This is a genomic window from Coleofasciculus sp. FACHB-1120, from assembly GCF_014698845.1.
In the GTDB taxonomy this organism is placed as follows: Bacteria; Cyanobacteriota; Cyanobacteriia; order Cyanobacteriales; family FACHB-T130; genus FACHB-T130.
In genome coordinates, this window is the sequence record NZ_JACJTV010000015.1 from 65175 (window position 1) to 84756 (window position 19582).

Below are 19582 nucleotides of genomic sequence, written 5' to 3' on the forward strand. Positions count from 1 at the left end.
TGATCTGAATAGAAGGAATAAACGATGTTGGCAGTACCTTTAACCCAAAACAAAAATGGTCTTCGTTTCTCAGGAAACCCAAACAACCAAAATCCAGTATGGCAGGGTTCTTTAAATTCTGTGGCTTTTGATGAAGAAGGTATCAAGACTAAACTGCTGAATTTAGAGAAACCCTGTTACATCGTTAGCAAGCAAGGTCAAATTGGTATTACTAACGAAGGTTATTTAGGCGATGCTAATAACGGCAAAGCTGAATCAGTAGAAACTTTGACGGCGGTGCCACCGCTACTTCCTCAACAGTTGGGAGACCCCAGTTTTCTGACTTTTCACGGCGTAAAGTATGCCTATAGTACCGGGTCAATGGCGAATGGCATTTCCTCAGAAGAAATGGTGATTGCCCTTGGTAAAGAGAAAATTCTCAGTGCCTTTGGTGCTGCTGGCTTAGTTCCTTCTCGCATTGAAACTGCTATCCATCGCATTCAGCAAGCACTTCCCGAAGGACCTTATGCATTTAATTTGATCCACAGTCCTAGTGAAGCTGCAATCGAGCGAGGCGCGATCGCTTTATATCTCCAACATGGCGTAACAACAGTAGAAGCTTCCGCATTTCTCGATTTGACACCCAACATTGTTTATTATCGGGCGGCTGGACTTAGCGTCAATTCGGCAAATCAAATCGAGATTAAAAACAAAATCATTGCCAAAGTTTCTAGAACAGAAGTTGCAACTAAGTTTTTGCAACCAGCACCCACTAGAATGCTCAAGCAATTGGTCGCTCAAGGGCTAATTACTGAGTTGCAAGCTTCCTTAGCCGAAAAAATTCCAATGGCTGATGATATCACTGTAGAAGCCGATTCTGGCGGTCATACAGATAATCGTCCGCTGGTTTGTCTCCTGCCTTCGATTCTGGCTCTCAGAGATGAAATTCAGGAAAAATATGGTTACGAACAACCTGTTAGAGTTGGAGCTGCTGGAGGAATTGGTACACCACAGTCAGCATTAGGGGCATTTATGATGGGAGCCGCTTATGTGGTGACTGGCTCCATTAACCAATCCTGTCTCGAAGCTGGAGCTTCTACTCATACCAAAAACTTACTAGCTCAAGCGGCTATGGCTGATGTCAGTATGGCACCAGCGGCGGATATGTTTGAAATGGGCGTGAAATTACAAGTTCTCAAACGTGGCAGTCTCTTTCCAATGCGGGCGCAAAAACTTTTTGATTTCTACAAGAACTATGACTCCATTGAAGAAATTCCGCTTGGGGAAAGAGAGAAATTAGAAAAAGAAATCTTCAGGAAGAGTCTAGAGTCAGTTTGGCAAGATACGGTTGCTTATTTTTCTCAACGCGACCCTGATCAAATAACCAGAGCAGATAACAATCCCAAACGTAAAATGGCTCTAATTTTTCGCTCGTATTTGGGATTATCTTCCCGCTGGTCTAATGCAGGCGAGAAAGGGCGCGAAATGGATTATCAAATCTGGTGTGGCCCCTCGATGGGCTCGTTTAATGAATGGGTGAAGGGTTCTTATCTGGCTCAAGCAAATAATCGTCGCGTAGTTGATGTTGCAGAGCACATAATGATTGGTAGTGCCTTTTTGTATCGGCTGCAAAACTTGAAACTACAGGGGTTATCGATGCCTGCACAATACTGGAACTACTGTCCAAAACCTCTTTTTTAGAGATAATCTAAAATCCTTAGTACCAGGGGCTGGCATTGTAAAGAACTTTGCTGAAAAAAGCCTCTGGACTGTCTTTAGAGACGCAATCTAAAACCCTTCAGTGGGGGTGATTTCTATCGTCATATTCAGCAATCAGATATCACCTTGATGGATTTCTGATTGACCAGTGCAACCGCAAAGATCCTCTAGCCCCCACTGTCCTAATCATTTTTAATTGCTTTTGACTTGGCTACCGTGGCTGCGAGGGTCATCTTGACTGGCTTTGGCGGGTGTAACGGGTGATTGGAAGGCAGAAACCTGTCCCCCAGCTTGGGCGTAAGGCAGAGGTACAGAGGCAACTAGGGCGTCAATGTTTGCCTGCATGACGGGACGAGGCACCTCGCCAATCGTTTGAGCGATCGCGTCTCCGTTGTTGCCGAAATAGACAAAATGGGGAATTCCATCAACGCGGTAGCGCGTCATCTCTGGCAACCATTTATTGTTATCTACATTCAGCATCACAAAATTCATCGAATCAGCATACTGCTCTTTTAGTTCGCCCAGATCCTTTGCCATCGCCTGACAGCTGGTACACCAGTTCGCATAAAATTCCATCAACGTCGGCTTGCCATTACTCAAAGCCACTTCTAACGGTGTAGATTGCTCAGCTTGGGTGTCGAGGGAAACTGAACTTGTCTCAGTTTGCAGTCCCAAGAATAGGAGAACGCTGAGGACAATCGCTACTATGGCAATCAAGAAGTTTGTGACCCGTTTCGCGCCGGTTCCTGGCGACGGCGGCTGGGAGCTTGTAGTTGATTCAGGTGAATTCACAGCCATCGAAGATTTTTTCACGATTGTTATAGATGAGCTACCTTTAGTGTACCAACTCCCTCCAGAGCTACCTTTGCTGTGAAAAAACGAGTAACGCTGACGTTTCCCAAACGAGCTATTCAGATGCCAGTGACTTATCGACTGGCAAAGGATTTTAATGTCGCGGCGAATATTATTCGCGCCCAAGTAGCACCCAATCAAATAGGGAAGCTAGTGGTGGAACTTTTGGGCGATATTGATGCAATAGATGCGGCAATCGAGTGGATGCGATCGCAAGACATCAGCGTTTCTTTTGCCAGCCGCGAGATCGTGATTGATGAAGACGTTTGCGTTCACTGTGGGTTATGCACTGGCGTTTGTCCCACAGAAGCTCTGACATTAGAACCGCAGACATTTCGGCTTAATTTTACGCGATCGCGCTGTATTGTCTGCGAACAGTGCATTCCCACCTGTCCTGTAGAGGCAATTTCTACCAATTTTTGAATTGAAAATGCTTCTTTTTGGCGAATTGAGTCCAAGACTAGGCGATCGCATAATTGTAGTAACCGCATCGCTCTTGAATGGCAGCGATCGCGTCCAGTATCGTGCTAAGAGCAACGCTATTCTCCGGTTTAAATAGCATCTGGCGCAGATAAGGCAATGCTCCAGCGCTGCCGATTTTCCCTAGACTATAGGCAGCCTTCTCCCGAACGCTAACGTCTTCGTGGTTAACAGCTTGCCTGAGCGCCCCTACTGCCGACGGGCTACGGATTTGACCTAATGCCCAGGCAACACTCCCCCGAACGCTAGCATCTGGGTGATTGAGAGCTTGTCGCAGTGCCGCTACCGCCGCCGGAGTGCCGATTTGACCTAACGCCCAAGCTGCACTGCCACCCACAGTTGCATCCTCATCGTTCAACGCCTCCAACAGCCCCACCACCGCAGCCGGAGAGCCAATTTCGCCTAAAGCCTCCGCAGCCTTCTCGCGCACCCGATAGTCTCGATCGTGCAAAGCTTCCAGAAGTCCGGCAACAGCAATCTGGCAGCGAATGCTCCCTAAAGCAGAAGCAGCATTTTCACGCACCCGATAGTCTCGATCGTGCAAAGCCTCCAGAAGTCCGGCAACAGCTGCCGGGGAGCCAATTTTTTCTAACGCAGCCGCAGCACTTTGACGAACCCCAAAATCTTCATCCTGTAACGCTTGTCGCAGCCCCACGACGCTCTCTTCACTGCCGATTTTCCCTAAAGCCTCAGCCGCTTTCTCTCGAACATCAAAGTTTGGATGGTTTAAAGCTTGCAGCAGCGCCGCTACGCCTTCCGCTTTGCCCATAGAACCCAGAGCATAAGCAGCCATCCAACCCACCCAGGAATCGTCATCATCCAAAGCTTCTAAAAGCCCAGCTACCACTGCTTGGGCATGTGCAGCCGCGATGCCCCTTCTGCCGATTTTCCGTAAAGCATAGGCAGCACCCCTCCGAACATAAAAATCTTGATCCTTTAAAGCTTCTAGTAACCCTGACATTGCTGCCGGAGAGCCGATTAAACCCAACCCATAGGCAGCACAACTGCGAACCTCATAATCTTCATCTTTCAGAGCCTCCAGCAGCCCCGACACTGCCAACGAGCTGCCGGTAACGCCTAAACCGAATGCAGCCCTCTCGCGCACCCGATAGTCTCGATCTTTCAAAACATCCAGCAGCGTCGCCACCGCCTCCTCGCTGCCAATTTTCCCTAAAGCATAGGCAGCTCTTCGGCGAACATCAAAGTCATCATCGTTCAACGCTTTCCCTAGGACTATCACCGTCTCTTGGGTGCCAATCGAACCTAACGCTTCGGCGGCTTTTTGACGTACCCGATAGCTTTCATCATTTAACGCTTGTAGTAGTGCCGATATCGCCTGGTGGGTGGGAATTTGACCTAAGGCATAGGCAGCATTGTAACGCACCCGAAAATCTGCATCGTTCAATGCTTCTAGCAGCGCCGATACCGCCTGCTGGGTGGGGATTTGACCTAAAGCATAAGCAGCTCTCCCACGCACATCAAAGTCCTCATCGTTCAATGCTTGCCGTAGCACCTCTACGGCTGCCTGAGTGCCAATCGAACCCAGAGCATAAGCTGCACTCTCGCGTACCTGAAAGTCTTCATCGTTCAAGGCTTGCCGTAGTCCCAGCACTGCCGCATTGGTGCCGCTAGAACCTAATCCATAGGCTGCACTCAACCGAACTCCAGAGTCCTCATCGTTCAATACTTCCAGTAGTGCTGTCACAACGGCATCGGTGCCGATAGAACCCAACCCATAAGCGGCACTTTCACGCACCTTCGCATCTGAGTGGTGAAGCGCTGGGAGTAGGCTGGGAATTGCACTATCAGAGCCAGTGATGCCTAAAAGTTGAAACTTCAACTCTTGAGGAACTTCTAGAGACGCAACTAAATCAACGGTTGCGGCTTGAAACTCCGGTTTAACGGCTCCTGCCAGCTGTGCGCCTAACCTTAAATCCACTTCTAAGGCTAACTTCACGACTCGCACTACCTGAGCTTTTTCCTCCAAGCCCTGTAACATCTGCATTATGGAGTCTGTCCATTTCAGATAATTTAAATACTCCTGTTTGAGCAGGTTATCACTCAGTAGGAGTAGGTGTTGGAGGGGGTTTTCGGCGGTGTAAGATTCCTGAATCGGTTGGTGATGCAATTCCATCTAGTGCCTTCTCACATTTGAATCAATGGGTGCTTGAGCAAATCGCCTAGGCTACGTCCGACTCAGCAAAAAAATATATGACTTTGATTTTAACGAACGACGACGGAATAGACGCTCCTGGAATCCGAGCGCTGCACAAGGCGATGAATGGCAAGGGGGTGATTGTGGCTCCTAGAGACCATTTATCGGGATGCGGTCATCAGGTGACGACAACTCAAGGGATTCATGTCCGGCGACGCTCGGATTTTGAATATGCGATCGCGGGCACTCCCGCTGATTGTGTTCGTATTGCGCTGACACATATCTGCCCCGCTGTCAATTTTGTCCTTTCTGGCATCAACGCCGGTGGTAATATGGGAGCCGATGTTTACATTTCCGGCACCGTCGCCGCCGTGCGCGAAGCAGCCTTTCATGGCGTTCCGGGGATTGCCGTTTCCCACTATCGCAAAGGCAAACAAAATGTTGATTGGGATGTGGCGGCGAGGTGGACGGCTGGACTTTTAGCCGATCTCCTCAACCGTACCATCGAACCGGGAACGTATTGGAATGTAAATTTGCCCCATTTGTTACCGGGAGATCCCGATCCGGAAGTGGTGTTTTGCGAACCCTGCCGGCAACCTTTGCCAGTGAACTATCGCATTGAAGGCGATAATTTTTACTATGTCGGAGAATATGCCAAACGCGATCGCACTCCCGGTAGCGATGTTGATGTCTGCTTTTCCGGCAAAATCGCTGTCACTCAACTGAGGCTGTAAGATAAGCTTTGGCGAAAATGCAAATTAACTTGTGGAACCGACAGAAGAGCAATATTTAATTCTCAACGCTTTAGATACCTTGGAGCTGCTAGGAAATACAATTTATGATGGAGCTACTGGTATTTGGTTAATTGAAACACCTAGCCCTATCTTGCTAATTTCCCGCTTATTGCAAAGCGGCGATATTGTTCCTATTGAACCGGAGTCAGAACTATGACAGAGTCTACTGAACTACGGAAACAAAAGTATGAAAGATTTAAAGAGCTTTTTGCCCTATCTCGACAGCGTTACTTAGATGCAGGAGGCGATCCTCGGCGTTCATCAGGTAGTCTTCATGGGAATGACTACTTGACAGAGGAAGAACGAAAGGAATTGTTCGCTCTGGGAAGGGAACTGGGAGACGTTAAAATCGTTGATGGTTACATTCATACTCACGGGCGAACCTGGAAATTACCTGAAAATTCACCTTTACTCAAAAATCAAACTAAATTTCAAGCATAATTGTAAAATTAGCTGATTTGAATGAAGGTGAAAATGCGAATATTAATCATGGGTGGCACCCGGTTTATCGGGGTTGATTTAACAAAAACTTTGGTGGCGCAAGGGCATGAAGTGGTGCTGTTTAATCGCGGAAATAAACCAGCACCCGTAGAGGGAGTTAAACAAATTCACGGCGATCGCACGGATGCTTCGCAACTAAAAGAAAAGTTATCTCAAGAAAAATTTGATGCGATTTTCGATAACAATGGTCGGGAATTGAGCGATACCCAACCTTTAGTAGAAATTTTTAAGGATGGGGTGCAGCATTTTATTTACATGAGTTCTGCTGGTGTGTATCAAAAGTCAGATCAGATGCCCCATGTAGAAGGGGATGCCGTCGATCCGAAAAGCCGTCACAAGGGTAAGCATGAAACGGAAGCTTACCTGGCACAGCAGAAAGTGCCTTTTACAGCGATTCGCCCAACGTATATTTACGGCCCACAAAATTATAACGATCTGGAAGCTTGGTTTTTCGACCGGATTGTGCGCGATCGCCCAATTCTGATGCCCGGACACGGCTTCCATCTCACCCAACTCGGTCATGTAAAAGACTTAGCAGTGGCAATGGCAGCAGTTTTGGGCAATTCTCAGGCAGTGGGACAGATTTATAATGTGTCGGGCGATCGCTATGTTACTTTTGATGGTCTAGCGCGTGCTTGTGCTGTTGCTGTCGGGAAGTCACCAGAGAATTTACAAATTCTCCACTACGATCCCAAAAAATTTGACTTTGGCAAACGCAAAGCTTTCCCTTTCCGACTTCAGCACTTCTTCGCCTCAGTAAATAAAGCTAAGGCTGAACTAGAATGGCAACCAGAATATGACTTAATTTCTGGGCTAAAAGACTCGTTCCAGAAAGATTATCTTGCCTCTGGTCGTGACAAAGCCGAGATAGATTTCTCAGTTGATAACGAAATTCTAGAAGCAGGCTAAATGAGCCACAAAGACACGAAGATACAAAAAAACGATAGTAATCCTAGCTTGTGGGAATATCGCTTTTTAAACGAACCGAGTTAGGGTTTCCGCTTTAGACGCAAAGAACACGAAGAAAAGAGAGAAAGAGAGTTCTCAACTCCTGCACGGATTGCTATATCACGTGGTAGAGATACGATTCATCGTGTCTCTACTGGCTAACCGCGGAGGGTTGCTCGCTTTTTTGGGGTAGAAGGTAAATAACTCCAGAAATCAAAGTGAAGGCAACGGAAATCCAGAAAGCAATAATGGCAGGAATTTGCCAAGAAACCGGCAGGGGTGCGATCAAAAGCGCGATCGCAATAATTTGACTGACTGTCTTTAACTTGCCCCAAATATTTGCTCCAGTAATCGTCGTTTTGTTAACGCGCCAACCAGCGATCGCTAACTCTCTTGCCAAAATTAGAAATACGCCCCATGCCGGTACTTGACCAAGTTGAATGAGTGGCAGTAGCGGAGCCAACACCAGTAATTTATCAACTAGCGGGTCAAGAAATTTACCCAAATCTGTAACTTGATTAAGTTTACGAGCCAAGTAACCATCCAACCAATCTGTAGCAGCCGCAATCAGAAAAATTACCAGCCCCACCGTGCGAGTTTCAGTCGTTGGGTTATCTAGGCAATAAAGCAGAACTGGCAACGCCAGTAAACGAGATAAAGTAATCCAATTGGGCAGCGTCATAACAAGCATCGATTTTATTAAGTTAAAAAGACTGTAGACTCCGAACGGTTTCGCGTCCAGAGCCTACAGTCTGAAATTCTAAATTTACAGTTAGCGATTCGCCATTCGCTTTTTAACAAGCGCCCTTTTTATTCACAACTGCCATCACAGTCTTGACAATCAAGCTGAGGTCGTACATCACAGACCACTTGTGCTGGTAGTTAATATCCATGCGAACGATATCTTCAAAGTCTTGGACGCTGGAACGACCATTCGCCTGCCACTCGCCTGTAATTCCCGGCTTAACATTCAATCGTTCCCAGTGATGATCCTCGTAGCGCATGACTTCATCAACGGTCGGCGGACGGGTTCCCACTAAGCTCATATCCCCGATCAGAACGTTCCAAAACTGTGGGAATTCATCTAAGCTAGTGCGACGTAAAAACTTACCGACGCGGGTGATCCGAGGGTCATTTTCGTTTTTAAAAATATGCCCTTTCGCTTGGTTGTTGACCAGATGCTTGAGCTTCTCCGCACCAACCACCATTGAGCGGAATTTCCAGATGCGAAACTTGCGTCCATTCAAACCACAGCGAGTCTGGCTGTAAAAGATAGGCCCTGGGTTATCCAATTGCATGGCGATCGCAATTGGAATTGTAATTGTTGCTGCGATCGCTAACCCCGCGACAGCTCCCAAGATATCAATCAGGCGCTTCTCTTTGCTGGTGACAGATGGGTGACAGGTGGGCTGTTTTGCAACATCAACCCGATAGATTTCATCAATCGCCGACGAAGCAACGTCGAGGGATTCGGGGAGGTGGGAAGTCGTAATCACTGTTTTTTAGTTGGCTAACTATAATCAGGCTGCTCTTATGTCAATATAGGCAACGTCTCCTACAGATGAATCGTTGAAAGCCCTGACTTTACTGAATCTTTAAGGGGATCGGAGTTTCTTAAAATTCTGTTAAATTTACGGTTGACAGGCTACATACTCTTAGGATTTAATCCTCTGCCTGTGGAGGGATAGAGAAGAGTAATTCTTTTTACCTGGAATTATCTCTCCCTAGCCCTTGGGCAACAAAGGTATATATTTGCTAAACCGTTGCCGGTACTAACAAGTCAAAAACTAATGGTTCCTCTAGTTTTTGGTAAGTGCTTGTCAGGATGGTGTTTAAATAGCGAAGATAGCGATCGCCCTGCTGAGCATTCAATCGATACATCTGCGTCGCTTCTTTCTCAAAAAGTGGAGCCGATGCGATCGCTTGATAGTCAGGATTTTGCTCAGAGCTGGAACTCAGCAGTCCAAACTCGGCTTCCGATGGCACGATACCCGCAGGCAGCTTGCCTTCCAAAAGCGCCATGATGCGAGAATAACAAACCCGCGTATTGATGCCGCGATACTCTAATAACTGCATAATTTCCTGAAGCGGCAGCGGTTCTTCGGGTAACGCGCGTAAAAGTTCCAAAAGCAGAAAATAATCACTGTACTGCTGTGTTTGTTGCTCCAACATTTGAGGATACAGCGGTACTGTAGCCAAACCGTAAGCGACTGGACTACAGTTTAGGGTTGAGTCGTTTGAGCCTGTGTCCCGAATCAAGACGGCTTTTGGGAGTTTTTGTCGCAGCCATTGAGCGATTTCCCCGACGGCGGCGGTTCCGCCAGTACAGATAATTTGATGAATTCCCGACGCGGGTATCCCTGCCTGAGTTACCAGCGCATTCAATTCTTGATTCAGTTTTTCAATAAACGGTTTGAACACGCGGTTTTCTAAGTCTTGGCGTGTCACCAAACAGGACTTTCCGCCTACTTCCACGGTATAGCTGTCTTGCTGTTGCAGAATTCGTTTGAGAGAATTGGCAGCTTCTAGAAGCGCTTGTCCGAGGGGAGAACTTTGCAATAACGATGCTAAGCGATCGCGCGTTGCTAAATCGGGTTCTCCGGCTTTGGGAAGGATCAAGGATGAAGAATGCAGGATGAAGGATGACTCGAATTCATCTTTCATCTTGCCCTCTTCATCGTTCAACAGTAATTGCCCGATGATGTCTTGATCGATAGCGTTACCTGCATAGGCAAGACTCCGACAAGCAAACTGAGAATAAGTTAAGTCTTTAAGATTTTCGGGCAAATTCACCAAAGCGAGTTCAATCGTCGTAGCACCCGCATTAATCACCAGAGTCCCGCCTTGCCAGGGTACTCCCGGTAGGGTTGCACCTTCAATCCCTGCCAACAAAGTAGCGATCGCATCCTCAAGAAAGAAGATTTCCTCTGGATTTTCCACCAGATGGGCACCCAGTACGGCTTCGCGGATGTTAAAGCGGTAGGTATCTCCCCATTTAGCAGGACAACCGACAATCACACCACTCAAGCAACTCATCGCTGCATTCAGCGTCGAGGGCTTTAAACCAGCGGCACCCACCAAATTAGCTCTAGGTTGTTCTGGGGGTGATAGGGGGTTTCTCTGACCTGCTAGGGGTCTGAGAGTGGCAAATAATGCTTGCAAGGAGCGCCCCAGCCAGTAAAGAGAAATTGGCTGGTCGAGAGACCACTGCAATATCGGCTCCCATTTTTTGGCAGATGAATAGTAAGGAATTCCCACCTTCAAATAGGGTTTAAAACCTTGGATAAAGATTCCTTCTTGGCGATTGGCAAGAGAAGACGCCAGGACACCCACAGCGATCGCTGCTGGCGTATGCGAGGAAGCGCTACTCGCGGCTGGCATATCGGCGGAATCGCTACTGGCAACCTCCGATGACGGCACGGAACTTCCCCAGGCTGGCCCCGTGTAAGTCACCGCTGGTAAACGGAAGCTGGTTTTGGTAGATTCTGTCTGTCCTTGGGTTATCCAATAGATGGGATATCGTTCACCCGTCGAACCATTTAACAAAACAGCGGAAACGCCAGTTGTCCCAAAGTCAATTCCTAAGTACCAGGCATACTTGCTGACATTTTCCGCAGGAGAGCGTTTTGCAGACGGAAGGATAGTAGAAGAAGGAATTGAATTTGGATTCATTATCCCGATTGGAAGCGCTTTTATACTCTCTAAAACAAATGGAGATTCAAGGGTAATTCCCTGATTGGGTATCCCTACGGAGTTTTTTTTTCCGGGTTGGATGACTCTGAGAATAGATCCAGATCGGAATCGTCAGTTTGAGGCAGCATCGGCTCGGAAACGGCTTCTTCCTGCGGTTCGACAGACGAATTGTTGGGGAACTGAGCGATCGCGTCATCTGGTGGAGTGATGAGTTCTTCCAAGCGCAATAATTCTTCCTCCCAATCCGCTTCCCCTAGCTGTGTTATTTCCACTTGAGAATTTTCTGGCATTTCCTCAAATTCCCAGTCGCCTAAGTCTTCTTCCTGCAACGCTGTTAGCGCATCAATGTCGGCAGCGATCGCCCTTTCTCTGGGGAATTCTAGACTCTGTTCCTCATCGGCAAATAATTCCCACGATTCATCGAACTCAATCGATACGGTTGTCTCCCCGTCAGTAATTTCTGGCGTCTGTTGTTCTTGCGAGTCAGCGATGTATTCTGGCTCTAGCGCCGCCGTTTCTGTTTCTGTTTCAGTGGGTAGCTCTAGATTGAGTTCTTCTTCAGTAAACAATGCCAACGATTCATCAAAATCGATGGCGGCTGGTGCCTCTCTTGAGGGAGTGGCTGACTCTTCCCACTCCCAGTCAGCAACGTATTCTTGCTCCAGCGCCGCTGTTTCTGTTTCTGTTTCAGTGGGTAGCTCTAGATTGAGTTCTTCTTCAGGGAAGAATGCCAACGATTCATCAAAATCGATGGCGGCGGGTGCCTCCCTTCGCGGATTGGCTGGCTCTTCCCACTCCCAGTCAGCAACGTATTCTTGCTCCAGCGCCGCCGTTTCTGTCGGTATCTCTAGATTGAGTTCTACTTCGGGGAACAATCCCAACGATTCATCAAAATCGATGGTTTCTGGCGTCTCTTCTAGTGTCTCGGTTGAAGTGATTCCTAACGTCTGTTGCTGCGAGTCGCCTATATATTCTTCTATATATTCTGGCTCCTCCGGTGTTCCTAATTCTGCTTCTGTTATCGAACCTAGCGAGAGCGATACTTCCGACGCTTCATCAGGGTTCGCGGGGGGAAGGAAAGCGATCGCTTTGTCTGGAGGTGGATCTAAGGGTTCTACAGGAAACAAAGAAGCCAAATTCCAATCTGGTCTTTCATCGGATACTGCTGCCGTGTTCGCTGTATCCGGCTCCTGATGGTTCGAGGTTTGTGGCTGGTGAGCGATCGCGGTTTCGGTTTCTGCTAGGCTGAATTCCTCAGACGGCAATCGTTCCGACTCCTCATCTGTCTGGGGAAGCAAATCCTCCTCCACAAAGCTATCTAAGGCGAGATCGTCCCAATCTTCCATCAACAACTCATCCAGTTCTGTCACTGGCGCTTCCTGGAAAAATTGAATTTCAACTTGTGGGTGTCTCGTCCTCTGGGTTGTTTCTGACGCTTGTTCCGCTTGTGTTTCAACAGCGTCAACCCTCTCCCCTTCTATCTCCGTCCCAAAAAGCTCTTCCCCCTCTGCGAACCAGTCAGCTTGAGTCTGGTTTTCTGTACCGTTATTATTAAATGCTTCTACATGGTTTTCCTGCTCCCTTGATTGCGGGAACACGCCCCCCTGCGGTGCCTCAAAGCTAGACAGGTCTTCACTCAGCAGTTGCAGTGTATCTCGATCCAGCCAAAAAAATTCGTCTTGGTCAACTGAGAAAGTATCCATCGCCAGCAGATTCTCGTCTGGAGAAGCTGGAATGTAGATATCTTCGTCCAGACTGGCAGATTCCTCGGTCGCAGGTTGCTCCGTGTCCTGGGTTTGAATGTCCTGGATCTGAGTATTCTGGATCTGAGTATTCTGGATTTGAGTGATTTCCTCCAGACTAGGAAGTGTAGCGATTGCTAAGGGAGATTCCTCTGCTAGTATTTCCGGCTCCTGCAACAGATCCTCTTGCAATAGATCAGTTAGTGCCGAAATGACCAGATCCCCTTCTTCCACGGTTTCCGTAATGAAGGCTTCATTCGTTTCGACATTTTGATCGTCTCTGGCAATTGTCGGATCGCTTGCCCAATTCCCAGCTTGGACAACAGTAATATCCCAATCTTCTGGAAATAAAACATCTTCCCAAGACTCCTCGACTTCCTCTCCTCTAGCAGATGGTTGCGCGATCGCGGCATCTTCAGCGGGGTCTCCCAAGCCTGCAAACAGGGCATCCTCTAAAGAGTCCTGACTACCATAGGAACGGGGTTTTCTTTCCCCTGCTGAGTCTTGAGGGATAATTGGCTCTTTACTTTCCGCCTGAACTTGGGTATCTCCAGCAGGAGCAGCCCCCGGTTTCTCAGCACTTTGCTCTGGTGGTTCGGAACTCTGTGGGAGCGGCGGTGTCCCAAACAAGCTTTCAAAAAAATCGTCGATTTCGTCGCGCTTCCTTTCGGGAGTGTCTGGAAGGATAGGCTCCGTCTGGAAGATAGTTTTCATATCATCGTCATCAAGCGATGCCACATCCAGATTGCCCAGGTTCTCCAGGTTAAAGTCTTCTAGAGCGCTACTCCCGGAACCAGCACCTGGGTTCGATGAAGTGCTAGGCAATATTGTCCCGAAGAAATTGTCCCGTTGAGAGAGTTGCCCTTGAACCGACTCCCCTAAGCTGTCTCCTGGTAGATTGAACGGGGGACTTTGCGGCTGTACCTGTTCCACCGAGCGGAGGGGCAATTCAACACCCGGATAAGGCAATGGTTCTCTGGAGACAGGAACATCATTCGCCAAGTTGAGTTCGTTGCGATTAGAGGGTGCTGAGGGGGGTTGATCCAGAGGAGTTCGGGGTTCTCGCTGGGGATAGGAAAGTTGCGGATTGCCTCTTCCTGGCGTTGTTGCAGCCGTACTCGCGCTGCTGGCATCTCCTTGTGAAATCTGCCGCGATGATTGCAAAATTGCTGAGGCTTCTTGTTGTAACTGCTCGGTGAGCTGATTCACCAAATCTGTAAACATCACCTCGCTCTGGTGCCCCAAGTTGTGCATTTTATCAAGTCCTTGGGCCAAAGATTCTTGATAGCTAAAAAGATTGCGTTGTAGTGCCTCGAAGACTGTACGAATGGTTGAATCCAGCGTTGCTAGCAGTTGATCGGATTTTGCCTGTAAAGTTTGCAGTTGTTCCAGACGCTCTCGCGGATGTAAAGGCAAAGAATTGCTGGATATCGCGTCTGAATAGCTAGGCGAGGAATTATAGAGTTGTTTCTGACTTTCTGAAGGGAGTATCTCAGCACTCAAAAACTGAGTTTCTAGATTTTTCAGGGTTTGAGCCATCTGTTGCGTGAGGCTTTCCTGCAAACGGCTAGAAAGTACCTGCAAGAATTCGGAAATCAGTTGCTGCTGTGCCGCTTGTTGCTGGGCAAGGGTTCGATGGTGCAGCCGATAACTCTCCATCTGCCGAATCTCTAGAACCAGAGACTCCCGCTGTTGGCGAAGATTCTCCAGATCGCGCTGCAAGGAGTGCATCAAGCTGGTTCGCACAGCTTCCATATCTTGTTCAACCGCTTGCACAATCTGTCGTGCTGTTGCCTGCGGTTGGTAATTTTCCTGATGCCGAGCTTCATCTCCAGCACCTGATTGTTGCCGTGAGACTAAATAGGTACGAACCTGCTCCAGAAGCCGACGCTGCTCTTGGACATCAACTGACCTGAGCCAAGGCCGACGGGAGTTGGCCTTGTGGAGGATGCTGTCGATGTCGGCGATTAGTGTAGAAATCGCATCCGTCTCGTGAGTCACAATGGAATCCCTGGCTAGAACGATTGCACAGTTATGAGAAGTTACTATACTGCCACTGCCTATAATGTTAGACTGCCCAACAAGAACAACTTATATTAAACAGGGTGTTACATCTACCGGGTGAATTATTTCAAGACTGGTAATTCTAAATGTAGATAGATTTCTGGGCTGTAGCATTTTGTCACCAAAAGGGGACAAAGAAAGCGATCGCCCAAAATCAAAGCGTTTTGGATTAAGATGTGAGTTTTGCTAGATGCGCCAGCAGCGAGTCGCGGGTTTCCTCTATGAGGATAATAAAGATAGGGTCACTCGCCAATGGGTGCCTTCCAGCTTTGGTTGGTACACTGCCAAGAGCCTCCTGTTCAGCCTAATTATCTTCGAGAGTGTAAACGAACACCCTATTCTGGTGATGCCGACCTGATTGCTAAAAGTTTCCAGCTTAACGGTTGCTCTTGATTCAAACGCTACCAGCCAGCCCCACTCCAGTGGGCCACTCTTTATCAGTTCTTAGCTTTTTCATTTGTGTTGGCCCAATGGAAGACCGATACACCCCCCGCGAACCGAACTCTAACATGAATGCGTTGATTCGCTCCACACCTTTATTTACCGGCTTACCCGATGCCGTTGTGGAGAAAGCCATTTCTCATGTCGTCACTCGTACCCATCCGGCAAATCAGGTGATTTTGCTGGAAAATGACTGGGGCGGCTCTGTCTACTTTATTTTGGAGGGTTGGGCGAAAATTCGCACCTACAACCTCGATGGTAAAGAAGTAACGCTGAATATTCTTGGGAAAGGAGAACTTTTTGGCGAAATGGCAGCGTTGGATGAAGTCCCTCGTTCAACCGATGTGATAACGCTAACTCCTACGACGATTGGCAGTATGCCTGCTCAAGATTTTGTTCAGTTAATTCATAACGAACCACTCGCAGGCGTTCGCTTGGCTCAGCTGATGGCAAAACGCCTGCGTCAAGTCAACCGTCGTCTCCGATTGCGAGAATCAGATAGTATGTCCCGTGTTGCCGACACGTTATTATTTTTGGCAGAAGGACAGGGAAAAACTGCCCAAAAAGGAACGATGATTCCGAATTTACCTCATCGTGAGTTAAGTAGCCTGAGCGGTCTGGCGAGAGAAACGGTGACGCGGGTGTTAACAAAGCTGGAAAAAAAGGCGCTGATTATGCGCGACCACGAGATCCTGTGCATTCCCGATTTGGCGGCTTTGGAACGGCTAATCGTCTAGTTAATGTACAGCAGTGGCACCTTGAGTGCCCAACTGCAATTTATCTGGGTGCCTAATGATGGGTTTTCAGAAAATATTGGTTGCTATCGACGACTCTTCTGGATGTCAAGCTGTCTTCGCTCAAGCGCTGGAATTGGCGCAGGCGAATCGCGGGGCAATGATGCTGCTGCATTGCCTCAATAGCGAGATACTGGGTGAAATAACGCCACGCCTCTCTGGTGAGATGGGTTTTTATCCCCCAATGGTGACAACCTATGAAAATCACCACCTACTCATGGAAAGGCGAATCCAGGAGGTGCAAGATTTGCTACGAAGTTACTGCGAAAAATCCACCAGTCAGAAAGTGCCGACGGAGTTTGATTATAAAGTGGGCGAGGCTGGGCAAATGCTCTGTCAAGCGGCTGAGAATTGGGGTGCCGATTTGATTGTGATGGGACGCCGGGGGCACAAGGGATTGACAGAAGCGTTACTAGGGAGTGCGAGTAACTATGTACTGCACCATGCTCCTTGTTCTGTGTTGGTAATTCAGGGCATGGATACGGAGCATCCTGAGTTACTGGCAACGGAAGAAATAGCGGATGGATAAAGGGATACTGGGAATTGGTAATGGGTCTTCCGATTTTCTCCTGAAGCTGCTGACGTTCGGCTCAAAAGTGGAATAGAGGTTAAATTTAGGATCTGGCTTTGTTTTTTAATCTGCATGAGAGATCCTTTTGAAGACAGTCAAGCTTCCGGTCTGGGTAATTCTCAGAAAATCGAAGAGAAGGCGGATCTAAGCGAAATGCCCCCGGCAACCAGTGCCCAAGGCGACAATTATTCCGAACCCCAGGTGAAGGCAGTTGCGCCCCTGATCATGGTGGAAACTGCGTTTCTAGCGAGTACCTGTAGCCTGATTTGGCTGATTAATTATTATTTTCCAATGGGACCGCTGCTGCGGATGTTTTTCCCAATCCCGATTGCCCTCGTTTACCTGCGGTGGGGATACCGGGCGGCTTGGATGGCAGCGTTGGTTTCTGGGTTGCTGTTGTCCGTCCTGATGGGGCCAACTCGCAGCATTCTGTTTCTGATCCCCTACGGTCTCATGGGTGTCCAACTGGGGGCTTTGTGGCGGCGCAGGAGCAGCTGGCTGTTCTCGATTGGGACGGGGACAATTATTGGTACGTTTGGATTCTTTTTTCGGTTTTGGCTGCTGTCGATTTTACTGGGGGAAGACCTCTGGGTTTACATGACTAGCCAGGTGACGGGATTGGCAGAGTGGGCATTTGTCAAGATAGGCCTACTGCAAGAGCCTAGTCTATCTTTGATTCAGGCGATCGCATTCGGCATGATCGTTCTTAATAATGTTATCTATCTGTTTGTCGTGCATCTGGTAGCTTTGCTGCTACTCGATCGTTTGGGCAACCCGATTCCCCGCCCCCCTCATTGGGTACAAGTCCTGCTGGATTATGAAGAATAAGGGTTAAAGGTTAAAGGTTGAAGGTTGATTTCGCCTTTTTCCAGTTGCTTTGCGCCTCGCCACGACTCAACCCTCAATCCAAAACTCGATGATTCATGTCTACACTCAGATAGAACAGGGACATCGATGGCTCCAGCGATATCGGGGACGCTCATCGGTGTTTGCTTGTGTTTTAGGCTTTACCGCCACCGGGCTGATCCCCGGTATTTCAGCGGCTGGAGCAACGCCAGAGGATCGACGATATACAGCGATCGCAGATGCGGAATTTTTGTATAAAGGTCCTCAGCCTCAGCCCCAATATCCCCTGCCTCCTCTGCAAGCGGGTGCCTCTCCAGTGCTAATTTCCCGCGCGGTGGTTGAAGCACTTGGTATTCCCGTTTATCTGTTCAATGCCGGATTGCCCCAGCCGCCAACTGTCCCAGTGATTGATTTGGGAGGTGCCCCTGCTCAATGTCTCAGCGGCGGAAATGCTTTACCTGTCGCGACTGTGAAACATCTGTGGGAACAAGGATTGATTTGGGGGGAAAAACTCGCCGCAAGTCTCCCTGATGGATATTTAATTCTGGGCGAGTGCGTGGTGGGGGGAACCACAACGGCTTTAGCGATTTTAACGGGCTTAGGTGTCCCTGCTGCCGGTAAGGTCAACAGCAGCCATCCTAGCTGCAATCACGCGCAAAAGTGGGCTGTGGTGGAAGCTGGGCTGCAAGCCCTGAGGAGCAGAGAGGCTCAGGGGCACAAGAGTAACGTTCATACACAAGACCCTTTACATCTGGTTGCGGCAATTGGCGATCCGATGCAAATTGCAGTAGCGGGGATGGCGATCGCTGCGAGTCGCACTTGCGGCGTCATGCTGGCTGGTGGAACGCAAATGCTGGCTGTCTATGCCTTGATGCAAGCGCTGGGGCGTCAATATTCCCTATCCTGGGAACCCGAACAAGTTGTGGTGGGAACGACTCGCTGGGTGGCAGAAGATCCGACTGGCGATACGGTCGGCTTAGCAAAAACAATTAGCCCAGTCCCTCTACTGGGAACTGGGCTAAGTTTTGCACCCTCTCGTTATCCTCAACTGCGGGCTTATGAGCAGGGATATGTTAAAGAAGGCATGGGTGCGGGCGGATGTGCGATCGCGGCTCATTTAACTCAGGGTTGGCAGCAGGAGCAATTACTCCAGGCCATTGAAATGTTAATCGAGCGTTGTTGAAGTCTGAAATATGAAGTGTGAAGTATAAAGTATCAAGTCCGTCTTTATTCTTTCTCTCTATCTGCAAGCCTTCATTCTTTCTAGCTTTATCCCGCCTGCCGAATGTTTAAGAGTGGATTCTCTGAGAGAGTAACTGTTCTTCTAAAGCAGCAATGCGATTATAGGCGGCGGTGAGCTGTGCCGTTAGCCGTTGGATTTGAATTGTCGGAGACAAATCTTTCTCACTGCTATGAGAGTTACTATCTACACAGTTTGTATCAACTAAGACATCTTTGTGCTCCATTACTGGAGATTGATTACTGTAACTTTTATAGGCATAGCGGCTATTACTCATCCCTAAGGGCGGGGGAGTACCTCCTTGGATAGGCGCTGCTTTGCTTTTAGATAAAGCTTCAGAGACTTTTTCACTCAACTGGTCAATCATTTCGTAAAGGACATCAACTTTATGATTTAAAGTGATGACTTGCTTTTGAAGTGAATCCATGCAATTCCCACTAGGCGTTAACTTGGTTTCCTTCATATTATAAAAAAACCTTTAAAATTCGGGTTTATTTACAAATTATTTAACGATTGAGCAAACTGAATTTATGAAGCTGGAGTTGGGATCGATAAAGTCTTTTTATGTCAGGGCTGCATAGACACGAATAGCAGTTTTTCTGGCAGGATTTGTGATGTAGGAATTTTAAATTATGGATTCTGAAGATTTATTGAGAATTTCCGCGATCTAGCCCTATATTCAGCCTATTTTGATTTTCATCAATGAGAAGTTCCTCTGTCAAAAGGAGGAACGGAAAATCTACTTACTCAGTAGAAAAAGAAG

General features: G+C 48.1%; 18 protein-coding genes. 11 read left to right on the forward strand and 7 right to left on the reverse strand.

What is annotated here, in order from left to right; all coding sequences use genetic code 11:
- The first annotated feature begins 24 nt into the window (after window positions 1–24).
- Entirely contained in the window at window positions 25–1680 is a 1656-nt protein-coding gene (locus tag H6H02_RS15185) for a PfaD family polyunsaturated fatty acid/polyketide biosynthesis protein (RefSeq protein WP_190819158.1), read from the forward strand.
- Window positions 1681–1890: 210 nt separating this feature from the next.
- Here the strand turns inward: H6H02_RS15185 and H6H02_RS15190 are convergent, their stop codons facing one another.
- Window positions 1891–2496: a thioredoxin family protein gene (locus H6H02_RS15190; protein WP_190819250.1), complete on the reverse strand. Its 606-nt coding sequence runs from the start codon at window positions 2494–2496 to the stop codon at window positions 1891–1893.
- Window positions 2497–2568: 72 nt separating this feature from the next.
- Here H6H02_RS15190 and H6H02_RS15195 point away from each other — a divergent pair, with 72 nt between their 5' ends.
- Window positions 2569–2973 carry an NIL domain-containing protein gene (locus H6H02_RS15195; protein WP_190819160.1) on the forward strand — a complete coding sequence of 135 codons (405 nt, stop codon included), beginning with the start codon at window positions 2569–2571 and terminating at the stop codon, window positions 2971–2973.
- A 37-nt stretch (window positions 2974–3010) separates the two neighbouring features.
- Here H6H02_RS15195 and H6H02_RS15200 read toward each other — a convergent pair whose 3' ends face one another.
- A complete protein-coding gene (locus tag H6H02_RS15200; protein WP_190819162.1) occupies window positions 3011–5164 on the reverse strand; it encodes a HEAT repeat domain-containing protein in 2154 nt (717 codons plus the stop codon).
- 77 nt (window positions 5165–5241) lie between these two features.
- Here H6H02_RS15200 and surE point away from each other — a divergent pair, with 77 nt between their 5' ends.
- Genes surE through H6H02_RS15220 form a run of 4 tightly spaced genes read left to right on the forward strand, consistent with a single transcriptional unit; the run spans window position 5242 to window position 7389 of the window.
- A complete protein-coding gene (surE, locus tag H6H02_RS15205; RefSeq protein ID WP_190819164.1) occupies window positions 5242–5919 on the forward strand; it encodes a 5'/3'-nucleotidase SurE in 678 nt (225 codons plus the stop codon).
- A 31-nt stretch (window positions 5920–5950) separates the two neighbouring features.
- Window positions 5951–6136: a hypothetical protein gene (locus H6H02_RS15210; RefSeq protein ID WP_190819166.1), complete on the forward strand. Its 186-nt coding sequence runs from the start codon at window positions 5951–5953 to the stop codon at window positions 6134–6136.
- Window positions 6133–6420, forward strand: coding sequence for a hypothetical protein (locus H6H02_RS15215; protein WP_190819168.1), 288 nt, complete (start codon window positions 6133–6135; stop codon window positions 6418–6420). The genes H6H02_RS15210 and H6H02_RS15215 overlap by 4 nt, the downstream gene beginning before the upstream one ends.
- Window positions 6421–6453: 33 nt before the next feature.
- Window positions 6454–7389, forward strand: a complete 936-nt coding sequence (locus H6H02_RS15220; protein ID WP_190819170.1) for an NAD-dependent epimerase/dehydratase family protein — start codon at window positions 6454–6456, stop codon at window positions 7387–7389.
- Between the two features lie 190 nt (window positions 7390–7579).
- On the opposite strand, the gene pgsA is transcribed toward H6H02_RS15220, so the two are convergent.
- The 4 genes from pgsA to H6H02_RS15240 all read right to left on the reverse strand — a co-directional run bounded on the left by pgsA (window position 7580) and on the right by H6H02_RS15240 (window position 14864).
- Window positions 7580–8110 carry a CDP-diacylglycerol--glycerol-3-phosphate 3-phosphatidyltransferase gene (gene pgsA, locus H6H02_RS15225; protein WP_190819252.1) on the reverse strand — a complete coding sequence of 177 codons (531 nt, stop codon included), beginning with the start codon at window positions 8108–8110 and terminating at the stop codon, window positions 7580–7582.
- A 112-nt stretch (window positions 8111–8222) separates the two neighbouring features.
- Window positions 8223–8873: a sugar transferase gene (locus H6H02_RS15230; RefSeq protein ID WP_347342617.1), complete on the reverse strand. Its 651-nt coding sequence runs from the start codon at window positions 8871–8873 to the stop codon at window positions 8223–8225.
- A gap of 310 nt (window positions 8874–9183) precedes the next feature.
- On the reverse strand, window positions 9184–11100 hold the full coding sequence (locus H6H02_RS15235) for a hypothetical protein (RefSeq protein ID WP_190819172.1): 1917 nt from the start codon (window positions 11098–11100) through the stop codon (window positions 9184–9186).
- 74 nt (window positions 11101–11174) lie between these two features.
- Window positions 11175–14864: a hypothetical protein gene (locus tag H6H02_RS15240; RefSeq protein WP_190819174.1), complete on the reverse strand. Its 3690-nt coding sequence runs from the start codon at window positions 14862–14864 to the stop codon at window positions 11175–11177.
- A 253-nt stretch (window positions 14865–15117) separates the two neighbouring features.
- On the opposite strand from H6H02_RS15240, the gene H6H02_RS15245 reads away from it, so the two are divergent.
- The 5 genes from H6H02_RS15245 to cobT all read left to right on the forward strand — a co-directional run bounded on the left by H6H02_RS15245 (window position 15118) and on the right by cobT (window position 18762).
- A complete protein-coding gene (locus H6H02_RS15245; RefSeq protein WP_190819176.1) occupies window positions 15118–15285 on the forward strand; it encodes a hypothetical protein in 168 nt (55 codons plus the stop codon).
- Window positions 15286–15397: 112 nt separating this feature from the next.
- Window positions 15398–16105 (forward strand): Crp/Fnr family transcriptional regulator, encoded by a 708-nt coding sequence (locus tag H6H02_RS15250; RefSeq protein WP_190819178.1) that lies wholly within the window; start codon window positions 15398–15400, stop codon window positions 16103–16105.
- A gap of 55 nt (window positions 16106–16160) precedes the next feature.
- On the forward strand, window positions 16161–16691 hold the full coding sequence (locus H6H02_RS15255; RefSeq protein WP_242040724.1) for a universal stress protein: 531 nt from the start codon (window positions 16161–16163) through the stop codon (window positions 16689–16691).
- Between the two features lie 114 nt (window positions 16692–16805).
- A complete protein-coding gene (locus tag H6H02_RS15260; RefSeq protein WP_190819180.1) occupies window positions 16806–17561 on the forward strand; it encodes a DUF2232 domain-containing protein in 756 nt (251 codons plus the stop codon).
- An 88-nt stretch (window positions 17562–17649) separates the two neighbouring features.
- Window positions 17650–18762 carry a nicotinate mononucleotide-dependent phosphoribosyltransferase CobT gene (cobT, locus tag H6H02_RS15265; RefSeq protein WP_190819182.1) on the forward strand — a complete coding sequence of 371 codons (1113 nt, stop codon included), beginning with the start codon at window positions 17650–17652 and terminating at the stop codon, window positions 18760–18762.
- Between the two features lie 106 nt (window positions 18763–18868).
- Here the strand turns inward: cobT and H6H02_RS15270 are convergent, their stop codons facing one another.
- Entirely contained in the window at window positions 18869–19246 is a 378-nt protein-coding gene (locus H6H02_RS15270) for a hypothetical protein (protein ID WP_190819258.1), read from the reverse strand.
- Window positions 19247–19582: the final 336 nt, after the last annotated feature.